Genomic DNA, 14,990 nt, shown 5'->3' on the forward strand with positions numbered 1-14,990 from the left:
CGGTTGCCAAATGCCTCGGTTGGTATTTTTTAGCCATAAATCTTTCTTCGTGCCCGGTCGGTATAGCACAGGGGTGGGAGGTTGTTCCTCCCACCCTCATTACTCAATGAACGATTACGTGCTACTACTTCTCTTTGCGCTTAGCTTTCTTGGCCTTGCGTGATTTTTTCTCGCTTTTCTGGCCAGTACGCTTGCCTTCATTGTCGTAGTAGTATTCACGGCCGTAGTACTGGTAGTAGCCTGCTTCAGAGCCGGTTGCAGGAACCTTGTTGAGCACAGTACCGAGGATATCGGCATTGACTCGGTTCAGGTTGCTGATGGACTTCGCAAGTTCCTCACGCTTAGTACCATTTGCTTCTACAACGACAAGGGCGCCATCGAACTTAGTAGCCAAGATAGCCGAGTCAGTAACAGGCAGGAGCGGGGGCGCATCCAGAATAACCATGCCTTCTTCTGCGAGGCGGTCAATCATCTGGGTAAAGGCATCTGAGCTGAGGATTTCAGAGGGGTTCGGAGGGATACGACCAGCAGCCAGGATGTAGAGGTTGGGGTAGCCTTCTACGGTCTGAAGTACGTCTTCTACGTCAGCGCGGCCGATGACGACGTCGGTGACGCCGACTTCTTCGATGAGGCCGAAGCTCTTAGCGACAGTAGGACGGCGGAGGTCAGCATCGACGAGGAATACGGGCTTGCCTGACTGCCCCAGAATAATCGCCAGGTTATCTGCAACGGTTGACTTACCATCAAAAGGAAGTGAGGAGGTAACGACGATACGGCGAGGAGGGTTGTCGGGGTTCTTGAACTGCAGGTTGGTGCGGAGTTCTTTGAGGGACTCGACGAGTCGGAAATCAGCACGTCGGGTGTTCTCTGCTGCGTCGTTCGGAGTGATTAGACGTGAATCTGCAAATGATGAGGAGAAAGGAACGGTGCCCAGAACGGGAATTTCTGAGCCGGTTACTTCAACCAGGGCGTCCATTGAGCGAATTGATCGGTCGCGAACTGAACGGATGAAGAGGTACACAACGCCAACAATCAGAGCTAGAGCAATGCCTAGCAGGGTGTTGAGCTTAACGTTGGGTGAAACCGGTGACTGAGGAAGATTAGCCGGCACGTAAGCAGAGAACTGCATGACAGACTGGACTGCGAAGTTACCTTCACCGGTAGTTGCCTTGTTGCCGGAGTTTTCGACGGTCTGGACGTTCTCGCCCAGGGCCTGAATCCAAGCGTCAGCAAGGTTCTTAGCTAGCTCGGGATCCTGTGAACGAACACTTACCTTGATCTGTGCGGTATCAAGGGGAACAGAAGCAGACACCATGCTGATAGCTCGTTCAGGGGTCATCTGGTAGCCAGAGATTTCCAGAGCACGTTCTGCAACAGTGCGGGATGATGCTAGGGCCTGGTACTGGGTAGCCTTTGACTTAGTGAGGGTATCAGCAGCCGATGCCAGGGCCACGCTACCGGTATCACCGGTGGTGACGACGCCGGTTGCGTCAGAAGCGTAGACCTTAGGCTGCATCATAGAGAAGCCGAAGCCTAGCAGGCCGCCAATAACGGCGGCGATGATAAGGATGTACCACTGGCGGCGGAGAGTACGAAGGAAACCTTCGATGGCGCCTTTCGATTTTTCAGAAGCCGAGTCGGCTACTGCTTGCGATTCGTTCATTGAGGTTGTTCCGTTCAGTTGTGCTGTGTGATTAGGCCCGTGAGGCTCTCATATGTTCGACGTTTGCGATAATATCAAGCGCTTCCATGATTTCCTGGGTGCTCGCGATGTAGACGTCCATATCTTTTTTGAAGGGGTCAACGATATCTAGATCATTGTCAGGAGCGTTGACCCGTGATCTGAGCTGGGAGGCCTTACGGGCTGTAGCTCTCCACCATTTGCTGGGGTCTTCCTGATGAATTTCTTCTACGTCGATTTGAGGTAGAAGCTGGGCAAACTCTTTGATGGTAAAAACCCTATTGAGCAGGGTCGGTGCCTCTGCTAGTACTTGGGCCCGGTGGGCTACCGTCGCGGTCAGCACGATGTCGTGCGCTTTGAGCTCCTCTCCCTCGATAAACCGGGGGGTATGTTCATCGAGGGAGAGTCCCTGGCGGGCTGCAAGTGTTTTGATTTCTTCAGTAGGAGCCAGGGCCTGGTTGACCCCGGTTCCCCCGCTGTGTACAGCTGCTACTCCGTTGAAGAGACGTTGAAGATAGGCCTCTGCGAATGCCGACCGGCAGATATTGCCGGTGCATACGAAATACCAGGAATGTTGTGCTTGCTGTACCATTGGGGAGCCTTCCGAAGGAGTAGCAGGTTTAGAGACGAACTGCCTTGTCTGAGGTGGTAACGCCGCGGGTGTCGAAGAAGACCTTGGACTTACCAGCGAGAGCGTCTACATCGTAGTCACGGTGCTTCTGGAGCAGGATAACGATGTCAGCTTCTGCAAGGCCCTTGTCGAGATCGGTAACCTTCTCGATGCCGTCGATGCCCGGGGTCCAGTTCTCTACGTAAGGGTCGTTGTAGGAGAGCACTGCACCGCGCTTAGCGAGTTCAGCTGCTACAGGTACTGCAGGTGATTCACGCTGGTCAGAGATGTTGGCTTTGTAGGTTACGCCGAGCAGGAGTACCTTTGCCCCGTTGAGGGATTTCTTCTCTTCGTTGAGCATTTCCATGACGCGTTCAGAAATGTACTTGGGCATGGACAGGTTGATTTCCTGTGCAAGTTCGACGAAGCGGAAGGGGTAACCCAGTGAACGCTTAACTTCGTAGGAGAGGTAGTTAGGGTCAATCGGGATGCAGTGACCGCCTACGCCGGGACCGGGGTAGAAGGCCTGGAAGCCGAAGGGCTTAGTAGCTGCTGCATCGATAACATCCCAGAGGTCGATATCGAGGTCATGGCAGAACTTAGCCATTTCGTTGACCAGCGCAATGTTGATGTGGCGGTAGGTGTTTTCAAGCAGCTTTGCGGTTTCTGCTTCGCGTGCACCGCGTACGGGTACCACAGTGTCAATGAACTGTGAGTAGAGCGCTACGGCCTTTTCGGTTGATTCAGGGGTTACGCCGCCAACAACCTTGGGAGTGTTCTTGAGGCCGTAGACGGGGTTGCCGGGGTCGATACGTTCAGGGGAGAAGGCAAGGTAGTAATCTTCGCCCAGGGTGTGGCCAGCTTCGTTGATAATGCCAGCGACGAGGGTATCGGTGGTTCCGGGGTAGGTGGTTGATTCGAGAATTACGGTGGTACAGGAAGTGAGATGCTGGGCGATTGAGGCGCTAGCTTTCTCTACTGGGGTGAGGTCGGGGTTGCCGTCCTGGCCCAGCGGGGTGGGTACGCAGATAACAACGTAGTCTGCGTCTGCGATGGTGGTTGCGTCGCTGGTGGCGGTGTAACCGTTCTTCAGCATTTCTGCGATGTTGTCGTTTGAGAGGTCATCGATGTGCGAGATGCCTGAGTTGAGGCCGTCAACGATGCGGGGTGATAGGTCGAGGCCGACGACGGTGAGGCCTGCGCGTGAGGCTTCCTGTGCGAGGGGCAGGCCTACGTAGCCCTGACCGATAACAACAACTTTGGTCATGATGTGTTTTCCTTCTAGGAGGTGGTTGAGTGACTATAGAAATAAGCTAGGTAAGGTTTGCTGTATTTCCTACAGCAAACTTAGAGGGGTTACGGGGCAAGAATTTTCTGGACCCGGGGTGGCACCATATTCTTCGCGACCAGAGCAAGTAGCACCGAAAAATCAAACAGATAATGAACAGAGGAACCTTATCTGCCATTTCTTTCCCGGTCCATCCAACGTTATACCAAAACCAGATGGGGACAGGATGAAGCAAAATAATGGGCGTAGCCAGGCCAACAAACCATGCGACAGGTTTCTCCAGCAAAGCATCTAGAGGCTGGTACAAAACTTCCATGCTTGCAATCCAGGCAAGCGCCAGCAAGGAATAGACCAACGTAGACAAAACAGGGGTTCCAAAATCACCAGATTTGAGAACCATTGGAGCTACAGCCGCTGTAGCTATCATGTAAACACTAGCGCCAAGAAGCAGTAGAGAGATATACCAAGGTACTGTGATTTTAGTCTGTAGCACTTGTAGCGCATGCCCTGCTGCATAGAAAACTAGAGAACAAAAAGCTACTCCTATGCCCAGAGGCAGATTGGCTAGAACCTCTCCGAAGAAGCTTCCGGCGAGAAGAGATAGAGCAATGAATACCCCGTATACGAATGCAGAACGTTGCGTAATGTATCGATAGAAAATCCCAGAAAACCAGATTGCAGTAAAGTACCAGAAAGCGGTGAAAGGAGCTTTAGCTTTCTCGCCGCCCCACAGCACTGTTGCGACAGTCTTCAATACATCTGAGGTTCCAATTTGTGCAAAAAACACCAATTGAATTACCAGAATAATGAGCAGCGGGATGCCCCACCCTAGATAAGGGTAAACCAGGGTCTTAAATTTGTTTCGCGCCTCAGGTATAAGTTCCCTACCCGACTTCCAAAGGTAGCCAGATAAAATCATGAAGACATAAACAAATACTGTAAGAGGTATTTCAGCCCACACATGCCCAATGACGATGAAAAAAATACAGACTAATCGGATGAAGTCAATATAGCCATACCTTTTATTAACGGAGAGGCGCTCCGTAGAATGTCTAGGCTGATACACGGCTCACCACCCTCTCCTTCTGAAAATACCCCTTCTCAGATACCCATGAGCCAACAGTACAAAGGCCCAACGCAATCCAAATCAGATAAGCGCTGTTGGAGTTCGTAGTGAAGCCACTATTCGTCATATTAACGAAGATAACGCCAAGTGCGGCCAGCCCCATTACAGCCCCAGATAGTGACCGGGCATTACGGAGAACAATATAAAGTTGAAGCATAATCAGGATTGCTGAGAAAATAAGGCCATAGCCCATTGCCGCGATAAGGTAGGCATTTTCCAACGAAGAAGAAAGCTGCCCCGAAGCACGCAGGTCACGGTCACCGGGGTACCCCATCATAATAAAGTGCTGGAAATTATTACCCACCCAGGTCAGCGCATCGAAACGCTTCTGATTAGAGCCACCGTCATTATTCATTTTCTCAATAATTGACTGGCCAGCTTCAGAAGAGTACAAGAAAAGGAAGCCAAAGACTCCAGCGACTATACTAAAGATTTTTGCCGTAGCTGACGAACGGGCACAAACGATAACAGCTATAGCAACAACGATGCCAATAGCCACTGCGGCTCGACCATTGCCCAGCAGATTCGTGTAGGTATAGGCCATGATGAGCGCAATTCGAAGCGCACTATTTCGAACCCAGTAGGTCATGGAAATAGCAAAAACACAGAGGGTTGAAAGCTCTAAGCCACCTTCCAAGGTACCGTAGCTACGGCCGAGATCATCACTCGTCTGAAACCACAAAGCGTTCTGGGCAATTTGGGAGTAAACCAGAATTTCCCCGGTTTCTTCCTGACGCATAGCTAGCCAAAATTCATAGAGCATCGTCAGGTGGAAAGGTACAGAAATAACCTGAATAGCGCGCAACCCCAAACGATGAATCTCCATCTTCAAAAGAAGATAAAGAGTAAAGGGAGTCAGATAAATAATCGCCAGGTTCATCAGGGTATCTATGATGCTTGAATACGCAGATACCGAGTTTACAAGCATCAAGACAACTAGAACGGAGAACAAGGCCAGCTCTGTCTTCGAATTCAACAGCACACGAATCACGCGCGGGCGGTACAAAACAAGTTGCATAATTGCAGTCGCAGCAACAAGATAGCCCGCCATATGCAAGCCAACCATCCATGCGTTTGACGCATAGAAAGGAACCAAAATACGGATAATAATCGCAGCAGAAAACAACCAGACAGGGCGAGACGCAAAAGCAGAAGCCAGCACAAAACAAAGTACCAGCCAACCAGCTAACAGAGCCATTAAAGAGCTACCTTCCGGTAAATACCATCAAGCTGCTCAGCAATCTTCTGCATAGAGCAATACTCAGCCACAAAATCCTTGCCGTTAGCCCCCATACGGGCACGGGCGTCCGCGTCCTGAACCAAAGAACGTACAGCCGCAGCCAAGCTGTCTACATCATCGCTATGAGCTACCAGCCCAGCATCAAACTGCTCAATCTCAGGGGCTAGACCGCAATCGTCCATCACAACAACAGGCAAGCCAACCGTCATAGCCTCAACCACCGTCATACCATACGGCTCCTCAACAGCAGGAAGCACATAAACCTGTGCCTGCGCCATACGGGCCACCGTCTGATCAGCAGGCAAAGAACCCTGCCAACGAATACAGCCATCAGCATTATCGTGAGCCAGCAACTCAAGGACAGCCTTCCCCTGGCCCTCGTCAGGGCCAACCAGACTAAACCGAACCTGCGGAAACTCCCGCGCTAGCTCCTGGGCTACACGAACAAAAACAGTAGGGCGCTTACGCTCCTGCAAACGAGCTAAAAAGAGCACCTCAGGAGATTCCTGCCCGTGGTCAGCCTGCAACTCTGACAAGGGAACGCCATTACGCAAAATCTCAATATCAGAAGCCCGCAAAGAAGAATCAACGACCTGCAGGTCACGCTTCTCCTGCTCCGTCAAAGCAATAATTCGAGCAGCTCCCCGCAAAGCACGGCGGGTCATCAAAGCATCTAGGGGCTTCGCTAAAAGACGGTCAGAAGCATCAATCATGCCATGCGTATGAACAACAGTAGGCACGCCCGTGGCCTGAGCAACCAAAGCAGCAGGAAGAGTCACCAAATCACGTGCCATATGCACGTGTACAACATCGGCTGTCTGAGCGACCTTACGCAACCACGACAGCAGACCAGTAGAGGTCAGACCAGCGAAACCGGCACCAGGAACAACCAACCGGGCAGGGAAAAGCTGAACAGGTACACCATCATATTCAGAGGGTAATTCACTCCCCCAGTTCTGTGCACCAGCAGCAAGAAGCACCTCGTGCCCCTGCTTCTGCGAAGCCTTCATCAGGTTCACAGCTACACGCAACGGCCCACCCAACGAGCCATCAGGAGTCACCAAAGTGACAACGTGCAGAATCCTCATAAACGGTTCCCTACCCTCATCTATCTATCAGCGCTCACGAACGCCCCATCTACCGGGGCAACGCCGAATCATCTAGACCATACTATTTTGTAGCCAGCCTATTTCCTATACCTTGCCACTGAGCTTTTGCTCTCACCGGCTAGACAAGTGTGGCTACCCCTTTCAGAGCAGCCACACAGATATTTCTACACAGCCTACTTCTTAGGCTGGTAAGGGCTTACATCGCCCAAAGGCGCAAGCACCTTAGACCCTGCGGGCACATCTTTAGTCACCAGTGCCATAGCACCGACCACACTATCGTCCCCCACGGTTACCCCACGCAAAATTGATGCGCGTGAAGCAACCCATACCCGGTCACCAATCACGATAGGAGCATTATCAAACTCAAAATTATCGTGGTTGAACAGGTGTGAACCAGTGCAGATATAGGTGTCCTGGCTCAGGCAACTATTCTCACCGATAGTGACCTGCTCAAGGTTCAGGATCCAAGTGCCTACGCCAACCCAAGAGTTCTTCTTAATCTCCAACTTCCAGGGCCAGTGAATAGTCACACCGTGACGGATTAACACGCCTTCTTCAATCTTCGCGCCAAAAGCACGCAAAATCTTTACACGCAGCTTGGGCGGAAACCACCAGTGCTGCAGAAGGGTGCTCTGGGTCAGAAGCCACAGCGCCTGAATAGCCTTCGGACGGCCTTTATCGTAGCCATAGCCCTGGAAGCCAGAAAGATCTTTCATTCTTCTCCTTAGAGACCAAGTTTCGCCGCTAAGTGATCAGCCAAGCGAATTGAAATAGCAATAACAGTCAGAGTCGGGCCGGCCATACCACCTGTGGTAAACGCACCGGTAGTTGAGAGGTACAGGTTAGGCGAAGACCAAACCTTCAGGTTCTCATCAACCACTGACTCTTCCGGGGCACTACCCATACGAACCAGACCCATCTGGTGAGTCGCATCAACCATGGGGCGGGTCAGCATCTCTTCCAGAGTCGGCGGCTCGTAGGTTGCAAAACCAGTCGCGTTGATACCTTCAGCAAGCAACTCCAAGGAACGGTGGTAATTACGGCGATCCTCTTCAGGAATAAAATGCTGCACATCCAGACGCGGCACCCCGTAGGCGTCCTTCTCCACATCAGACAGAACGACACGCTGCTCAACGCGCGGAGCCTGCTCCGCATCAAAACGAATTCGGTACACACCCTTCTTAGAATAACGGGTGAAAGAAGGAAGGGTACGAGGATCAAGAATACGGTCGCGCAGCCAATGCACACCAAAAGCGCCTACGCTCGGGAGCCCCTTAAGCACGTTCAGCACGTGTGCTTTAGGGTTCTCCAACTCCGCATAACGACGGTGCATACCTGTGCCCTTGAAGCCGCCTGTCATCGTAAGCATTTTACGAACCAAAGCAAAAGAACTCAGCAACGGATCGCCATGATCGGGGTTACGAGGCTCGTCATACCAAATTGCAAACCCCATGTTGAGCAGGCCTTCGCGGCGGCGGACGTCCTCATGCAGCTGCAGATTTCGTCGTACCCAAACCCCATCGTGGCTCTTTGTATAGGTCACAGCGTTACCTTCAGCCTTCGGGTCTGACATAGTAAGCTTGCCGACCTCGCCAATCGGGTGAATGGTGTAGTAACGACCTACCTGGTCATTCTCGTTACCCACATTTGAGTTCAGCAGAAGACGAGCAGTCTCAAGACCACCCATAGCCAGCACAACTTCATCACCGCTCACGGTGAGGAACTTACCGGGCTTCGACTGAATCTTTAACTCAGTAATACGGCCAGTTTCGGGGTCTTGAACCACATGAGTTACGTTCGCATTATGTAAAACGCGCACATTCCCGCGGTCAGCTAACTCATCGGTAACAACATCACCAAAGTTAACCGGAGGCCCCCAGCGCCAGATACCCTGAGTGTTAACGAGATCAGACTCCCCCATCAGGTGCTGGGGGGCACCCTCAATAGCCTGAGCTGCGGTGTACTGCATATTCTTCACACCTGCAGCTACAGTCGCGCGCTGGTAGAAAGGGTTGAGATCTTCTCGGCTAATAGGCCAGCCCTTAAAGTTCAAGCCGCCCTCAGTCCGGTCTTCAAAATCCAAGGCGTCGAAGGGGTAGGTTCGCCCACCCCACTGGGTTGAGGCACCGCCCAAACGCTTGGTGCGCGCCTTTTCCAAGGGTTCAACGCTCTGGGAGCGCTGATCCGCCTTCAGGGTGTCATCGTGCTCAGGCGAACGCCCTAAAGAGCCGCCCTCAACCATGAGTATATCGACGCCCGTAGGCGCCAGTTCACGCGCTACAGTAGTTCCAGCCGGACCAGTACCAACAATAACCACCGTACCGGTCAGATGGGCGTTTTCAGGCAATTCACGGGCGTCGATGAAACTCATAGTAGTCTCTTAACTCTCTAGTATTTTTCGTGCAGATTCGATATCTGCTTCTGATGCGCCGCGTTCTAAAGCGGCAAGATTTTCAGTGACGTGGGACGGACGGCTCATACCCAGCAAAACGGCGTCAATAGCGGGGTGCTGGTAAGCGCCCTCAACCATGGCAGCCACGGCCTTCGGACGGTTCAGCCCACCTGCGGTTACCTGCGGCAGCAAAGAGCCGTCACCCAGTACAGCAATACCTACGACCTGAATGTCTTCGGTTAAAGGCTGCACAGCATCTGCAATAGCAGTATTGCCCAGGTTGATAGGCACCTGCAGCCAGCTTAAGCCCTCAGCGCCAGCTGCAGCCACAGCGTCCGCCTCATGGCGCACAGAGGCTCCCCAGGCGCGGATTAAGCCGCGGTCCTTCATGGAGTTCAGCTGCTCAATCAGGCCAGAGCGCTCAAAATCTACGGCGGTAGGCTCATGCAGAAGCAAAATATCGAGCTCATCTTTACCCTGACGGCGCATACACGCTACTGCAGCTTCTTCAACGTACCCCGGTTCGAAACAGGTAGCAGCCGCAGTAGCCGCCTTGAGCCCCTGAAGCCCTGCCCCACCAGAATGCTTCCGTGCGTTCAAGATGCCCCGCGGGGTCTTGAGCAGACCTACCTTGGTCATTACGGCTACGTCATCGCGGTGCTTAACAGCCCGGCCGACGATTCGCTCGCTAATGCCGCGGGCGTACACATCAGCGGTGTCAACCAGACCAACGCCCAGGTCTAAGGCACGGTTAAGAGCCTCTTCACCTTCTTTGATGGAGCGCTTCTGCCAGAAGGCTCCCAGGCGGGAAGTACCGATACCGAGAGGGCTTACTTGAAACTCTCCAAGTTCCGTAGGAGTTAAAAGATGACTACGCATAAACGACCTGCCCCCAGGTTGCACGGATAACTGCGGATTCCCAATCATCATATACTTTCTGGGGGTTCATAGAACGGCCCAAAAGCTCGTAACCTGCAGAACCGATTGCATCTGCGCGGTCGGGGTTATCCATGAGGTATTCGATGTGGTGGGCAAACTCTATTGCGTCATGCCCTACAAGGTACTCATCACCGTGCGAAGAAGGAATACCTGCTACACCTAGCGGAGTGGCTACTACAGGAATACCTACGCTCAGAGCATCCAGCACCTTGGTCTTTACACCGGTACCGCTCTGAATAGGCGAGACAAAGACGCGGTGGCTGCTTAGCTCAGCATGCAAATCTTCTACGTAGCCCTTGAAGGTAATAGGAGTTCCTTCGAACTCTGTCATCTGTTCAGCGTCTGCCTTACCGACTACTGTTACCTCGACCTTACGACCGTGGTCTTCCAGAATGGGGAGCACCTCGTCACGCAGGTAGCGCAAGGCCCCCATGTTCGGCCCGTAGTGCATAACACCAAGAAAGACTAGTTTTTCAGCGGCGTTATTGCTAGGAGTGCATTTAACGTTCTGCGGTACGGCCATCGGCAGGCCTATGACCGGAGCCTGCGCACGAAGTGCAAGGACGTCGGCTTCAGCTTCACTGGTCAGGGCAGTCACAGCGGCCTCACGGGCAATCTGAATTTCGCGACGGTAAGCCAGTTTTGCCTCGACTCCCAGCAGGTGCTTGACAACACCTTCAAGAAGCGGACGAATGAAACTGGGAATCTGCTCACCGAAGTAGCCAAAGACAGAATCATTGTTCTCTTTGAATTCGGTAGAAGCATAGCGGACAGACAGCAGATCATCTAGGTGCATAACTACCGGTAAACCGGTGGCCTGTGCGGCATCCCAGGTACGGATGTTATCGCCGATAACCACCGCCGCGCCGATCTGATTGCAGATGGCCTTAACAGAGTTTCTTACCTGCTGTGAATCGAAGAGAGCTTCGTTCAGAGTCTTACGCGATGCAAGCGAACGTACAGCGCTAAAAGGCATTGAAACGATAGAGGGAGTAGGTACACGGTGGACGGGGCAACCCAGCCAGGTTGCTGCGCCCTCAGAGTTAGTAATCGCGATGACCTCTACATGGTAGCCAGCATCTTGGAGAGCTTTTACCGCTGTCTCAAGCACCGCGATACGGCCGGTACGGGCAGCAGTGACTTCGCGTGCTGCAACCAGCACTACCTTTTGGTTTTTTTCCGACATAGCTCTACCCGTTTACCTTCTGATAAGCACGAACCATTGCGTCGTAGAACTTATCGATAAAAACATGTTCTTTATAGTTTTCTACGTGGCTAGGAATCTTCTCTTGGAAAGACTCGTAGTAGTCACGGTCAGCGATGAGTTTCTCAAGCTGATCTGCCAAAGAATCTGCATTATTAGGAGTGAATTTGGGGCCGGCATCGCCGATGGCTTCCGGCAGACCGCCGTGATTAGCCACGAGAACCACGCAACCTGACGCTGCTTCTTCCAGCGTGACGGTGCCAAAAGGCTCAGGAATTCGAGAAGGAACTACTGAAATAGCGTTCTGGTTCAGAATATCTGCGATATCGGTACCGGTCTTCGGCCCATAAAGCACAACTCGGTCCTGCAGATTCAACTCACCGATAATACGCTCCACCTCAGGCTGATAATCTCCACCACCGATAATGGAAAGTTTGGGAGCTAGCCCGCGATCAACCAACTTTGAGACGGCCTCGAGCAACAGGTCAATTCCCTTATCATCGCTCAAACGACCCAGATAAACGATTGATTCGGGGTCTCGTTCCTCGGTGTTCGTTACCTTGAAAATATCGTCACGGTAGCTGTTATAAATAACTTCAGCTTCAGCGTTAACGTGGCCGGCAAGCACCTTAGAGTTACCCACAAGCAGGTCAGCTCGCTCAACCATCTTGTACTTGAGCCAGTACTTGATTTTTTCGATTCGGCTCAGTTCCTGGCCGGGCAAGGTAATCCAGGTACGCAGTGCTACAACCCAGGGCTTCTTCATAAAGAGCTGGGGCCAGTAGAACTGCATACAGGGGTTATTGTGGAAAACAACGTCTGCCCCCGAGATAGCTTTCCACAGCTGAATAGGGCTAGGCTCGCGCAGAACCTTGAAGGGGAAGGTCTTATCGGTCGCTTCTTCTTTGGTATGAGTGACCACAATGACTTCAGCGTTATGGCGCTCGACGAAACCGCGTGCGATAAGTTCGGCAGTAACTTCTACACCACCAAAATCGGGGTAAAAGCGGTGAACCATGATGACGATACGCATTAGTTCTTGTTCTCTCGTTCCGAAGTAGTCAGCGTAGCTTCCTGAACCTTGCTGCGGAAGTTCTTCCAGCTCAGTCTTTCGACTTCTTCAAAAGCCAGTTCCATGTAAGGGCGAGCGGGGTTATATGTGTGCTCAGCTTCTTGGAGGGCCTCTACAAGAGAGTCAACCGATCCAGCTGTCACAACGGTGCCGATAGTCTCAGGTAGCTGCATATCGACCAGGCCGGTGTTTGAGCTTGCAATGAGGCGACACCCTTGGGCTAGCGCTTCACTGAGTACGAGCCCAAAGCCCTCTACAAGTGAGGGTAGCACGAATGTATCGGCCTGTTGCATCAGCTGTTTGAGTTCTTCGTCGTCCACACGGCCCTTAAGCTCAAAGTTATCGAGCCCCTCAGCGAAAGCTTCGATTTCAGGGTCCAGACGTGACGCTACAACAGTCAGCGTAGAGTTTTGCAGATTAGCTCGGCGCCAGGCCTCAATCAGGTGATGAAGCCCCTTACGGGCAATACCCTGCCCTACAAAGAGGAAGTTACAGCGAGCGTCCTGCTGGCTGAGCGCAAAACGGGTTACCTCAGGCCCACCATAGGGGGCGATAGCGATTTTCTCCGCCGGCATACCTTGAGCGATAAGGCCCTGCTTAGTAAAGGTCGAAGCACACAGAGCAGAATCGGCAAGGGCAACTTCCTCGGCGTGCAGGGCCTGCATAGCGGGGTTAAGCGCCTCTGCTTCTTCCTGCCAGGGGCGAACCCCTGCTAGCTCATCAATGTTGTGCAGAGTTTTGACGATAAATTCCGGTGAGGGGTGGTACTGGAAAAGAATTTTCTTACCGGTGCTCGGCCCCTCAAATGCCCATTTAGCTGACCCCGAATATAACAGCAAATCTGCTGTAGAGTTTTTTCGTGCAGCGTGCGCAATAGTCTTACCCAGCTGACGCTCCACAAAAAAGGTGGGAAAATCAGTTGAGCGGTCAATGCGACGCTTTACTTCATAGGGCATCTGTGCCAAGAAAGCGCGGTGAGATTGGCGGACGAGCGAAGGCGCGATCCCCTTACTTTTTCGGTGACCCAATGTGGGCAAAGACAGTCCGACACCTTCATAATAATCGGTAACAAACAACTCCAGCTGCCCCAGTTCCGCGAGTGCGAGTGGCACCTGGTAAGAGTCTCGGTCTCTATTCAGACCAACGATAAATCCCATTAAATTTTCCTCAAATTTTATTTAGAAATATTCATTTGAGTCTTCGTCATAACGCAAGAAGTTTTTCCTCTCCTCTTACGAACAAAGCTAATCGCAAAAGATGCCTGAGATTACTTCAGTATATAGAAATGCCAGGCATCTTTATGAATCAACCTTAGTCAAGGCCTCATAGTCCTAAAGCCTAAGGATTAATGCGAGAAGTTGTTGATAACGCCTTGAGACAGCATGAGGGTATCGCTAACACCCCCGCCACTATATGAGATAGTAGCTGAATCCACATAGGAATTTTGCTGGTAGGAAATCCAACCAGAACTAGTAGGGGCAACTACCTGAGCAGGCATGATGATGGTTTGAGCGTAATACTTACTGCCAGACTGCTTCAATGTGTAAGAGTTAGAAGTGGTAACAGTAATCACCCCCTTAAAAGTGTACGTACCATCAGCATTTTTAGTAATGGTGGGAACGCTGGCCTGCCAGGTAGAAGCAATACTGCCAATTGCAAGATATGTAGCAGCTTCGCCCTTAGTGTTGTGAGCAGATAGTTTCCCCTTTGGAGCAGTGCGATTTGGAGACCAAACCGAGCCGTTAATCCTAAAATTAGTATTTAGAAGGCTTGCCGCATTTGAGGGAACCGTAAACTCAACCTCAGTGACAAACCGCGCGCCAGCAGCTAAAACAACATTAGATCCAGAAATATAATCTGTGCCAGTCAGAGTGTTATTGGTAGGTACTGAAAACCAGAAACCGCTTAACGAGCCATAGGTACCTGCAGTGGCGGTTGCGCCATTTGTAACAGGAGTGAAGCTACCTTCACCATTGACATAGGGGGTGGCGTAAGGACTCGAAGTAGCATCATTCCAATTGAAGTCACTCTCTGGAGGAGTCGTCGCGAGGAAATATTCAGCTTGGGTCTTAGGCTGGCCGGTGATGTCATTACCCCCAAAGTACCCCACAAAGTCATTATTTTGAGTGCTGACAAATAAACCATATTGAATTCCAGCGACTGGAGTAACGGGGGGGAAGCAGCATAGGCTGGGATTGCTGTAGGAGCTACCCAGAGCCCAGCCTTTGCTACGCCACGACGTGAGATTTTAGACATATAAACCTTCCAAAGGTGCTAACTTAATGCGATAAGTCCAAGCTTATCAGAACGATTGCCGCCCTTCTACCCC

At 51.8% G+C, this 14,990-nt stretch carries 13 protein-coding genes; all 13 read right to left on the reverse strand.

The annotated features are described in order from the left end of the window. Nucleotides 1-124: 124 nt before the first annotated feature. On the reverse strand, nt 125-1,663 hold the full coding sequence (locus E4U03_RS02755) for a polysaccharide biosynthesis tyrosine autokinase (RefSeq protein ID WP_135011458.1): 1,539 nt from the start codon (nt 1,661-1,663) through the stop codon (nt 125-127). A 31-nt stretch (nt 1,664-1,694) separates the two neighbouring features. Further along, complete coding sequence (locus tag E4U03_RS02760) at nt 1,695-2,273, reverse strand: hypothetical protein (protein ID WP_135011459.1); 579 nt, start codon at nt 2,271-2,273, stop codon at nt 1,695-1,697. A gap of 28 nt (nt 2,274-2,301) precedes the next feature. Beyond that, a complete protein-coding gene (locus E4U03_RS02765; RefSeq protein WP_135011460.1) occupies nt 2,302-3,558 on the reverse strand; it encodes a nucleotide sugar dehydrogenase in 1,257 nt (418 codons plus the stop codon). Nucleotides 3,559-3,604: 46 nt separating this feature from the next. Beyond that, entirely contained in the window at nt 3,605-4,645 is a 1,041-nt protein-coding gene (locus tag E4U03_RS02770; protein ID WP_135011461.1) for a hypothetical protein, read from the reverse strand. Then, a complete protein-coding gene (locus E4U03_RS02775) occupies nt 4,632-5,903 on the reverse strand; it encodes a hypothetical protein (RefSeq protein WP_135011462.1) in 1,272 nt (423 codons plus the stop codon). The genes E4U03_RS02770 and E4U03_RS02775 overlap by 14 nt, the downstream gene beginning before the upstream one ends. Beyond that, nucleotides 5,903-7,033 (reverse strand): glycosyltransferase, encoded by a 1,131-nt coding sequence (locus E4U03_RS02780; RefSeq protein WP_135011463.1) that lies wholly within the window; start codon nt 7,031-7,033, stop codon nt 5,903-5,905. Before E4U03_RS02780 ends, E4U03_RS02775 begins: the two co-directional genes overlap by 1 nt. A gap of 194 nt (nt 7,034-7,227) precedes the next feature. After that, complete coding sequence (locus E4U03_RS02785; RefSeq protein WP_135011464.1) at nt 7,228-7,770, reverse strand: DapH/DapD/GlmU-related protein; 543 nt, start codon at nt 7,768-7,770, stop codon at nt 7,228-7,230. A gap of 8 nt (nt 7,771-7,778) precedes the next feature. After that, nucleotides 7,779-9,425, reverse strand: coding sequence for a GMC oxidoreductase (locus E4U03_RS02790; protein WP_135011465.1), 1,647 nt, complete (start codon nt 9,423-9,425; stop codon nt 7,779-7,781). 9 nt (nt 9,426-9,434) lie between these two features. Continuing rightward, nucleotides 9,435-10,325: an aldo/keto reductase gene (locus tag E4U03_RS02795; protein WP_167752244.1), complete on the reverse strand. Its 891-nt coding sequence runs from the start codon at nt 10,323-10,325 to the stop codon at nt 9,435-9,437. Next, complete coding sequence (locus tag E4U03_RS02800; protein WP_135011467.1) at nt 10,318-11,571, reverse strand: glycosyltransferase; 1,254 nt, start codon at nt 11,569-11,571, stop codon at nt 10,318-10,320. Before E4U03_RS02800 ends, E4U03_RS02795 begins: the two co-directional genes overlap by 8 nt. A gap of 4 nt (nt 11,572-11,575) precedes the next feature. Further along, nucleotides 11,576-12,622 carry a glycosyltransferase family 4 protein gene (locus E4U03_RS02805; RefSeq protein ID WP_135011468.1) on the reverse strand — a complete coding sequence of 349 codons (1,047 nt, stop codon included), beginning with the start codon at nt 12,620-12,622 and terminating at the stop codon, nt 11,576-11,578. After that, entirely contained in the window at nt 12,622-13,617 is a 996-nt protein-coding gene (locus tag E4U03_RS02810; RefSeq protein WP_228065731.1) for a glycosyltransferase family 4 protein, read from the reverse strand. Before E4U03_RS02810 ends, E4U03_RS02805 begins: the two co-directional genes overlap by 1 nt. A 389-nt stretch (nt 13,618-14,006) precedes the next feature. Then, nucleotides 14,007-14,771, reverse strand: a complete 765-nt coding sequence (locus tag E4U03_RS02815; RefSeq protein ID WP_228065732.1) for an amino acid oxidase — start codon at nt 14,769-14,771, stop codon at nt 14,007-14,009. Between the last annotated feature and the right edge of the window lie 219 nt (nt 14,772-14,990).

Origin of the sequence: Rothia nasimurium (assembly GCF_004569295.1) — a bacterium.
Taxonomy (GTDB): domain Bacteria; phylum Actinomycetota; class Actinomycetes; order Actinomycetales; family Micrococcaceae; genus Rothia; species Rothia nasimurium_B.

Bases quoted from the DNA above. Each gene is read 5' to 3' on its own strand.
- E4U03_RS02780 (WP_135011463.1), bottom strand. From the start codon at position 7,033: ATGAGGATTCTGCACGTTGTCACTTTGGTGACTCCTGATGGCTCGTTG.
- E4U03_RS02790 (WP_135011465.1), bottom strand. From the start codon at position 9,425: ATGAGTTTCATCGACGCCCGTGAATTGCCTGAAAACGCCCATCTGACC.
- E4U03_RS02810 (WP_228065731.1), bottom strand. From the start codon at position 13,617: ATGCCCTATGAAGTAAAGCGTCGCATTGACCGCTCAACTGATTTTCCC.
- E4U03_RS02785 (WP_135011464.1), bottom strand. From the start codon at position 7,770: ATGAAAGATCTTTCTGGCTTCCAGGGCTATGGCTACGATAAAGGCCGT.
- E4U03_RS02755 (WP_135011458.1), bottom strand. From the start codon at position 1,663: ATGAACGAATCGCAAGCAGTAGCCGACTCGGCTTCTGAAAAATCGAAA.
- E4U03_RS02795 (WP_167752244.1), bottom strand. From the start codon at position 10,325: ATGCGTAGTCATCTTTTAACTCCTACGGAACTTGGAGAGTTTCAAGTA.
- E4U03_RS02800 (WP_135011467.1), bottom strand. From the start codon at position 11,571: ATGTCGGAAAAAAACCAAAAGGTAGTGCTGGTTGCAGCACGCGAAGTC.
- E4U03_RS02805 (WP_135011468.1), bottom strand. From the start codon at position 12,622: ATGCGTATCGTCATCATGGTTCACCGCTTTTACCCCGATTTTGGTGGT.
- E4U03_RS02775 (WP_135011462.1), bottom strand. From the start codon at position 5,903: ATGGCTCTGTTAGCTGGTTGGCTGGTACTTTGTTTTGTGCTGGCTTCT.
- E4U03_RS02760 (WP_135011459.1), bottom strand. From the start codon at position 2,273: ATGGTACAGCAAGCACAACATTCCTGGTATTTCGTATGCACCGGCAAT.
- E4U03_RS02765 (WP_135011460.1), bottom strand. From the start codon at position 3,558: ATGACCAAAGTTGTTGTTATCGGTCAGGGCTACGTAGGCCTGCCCCTC.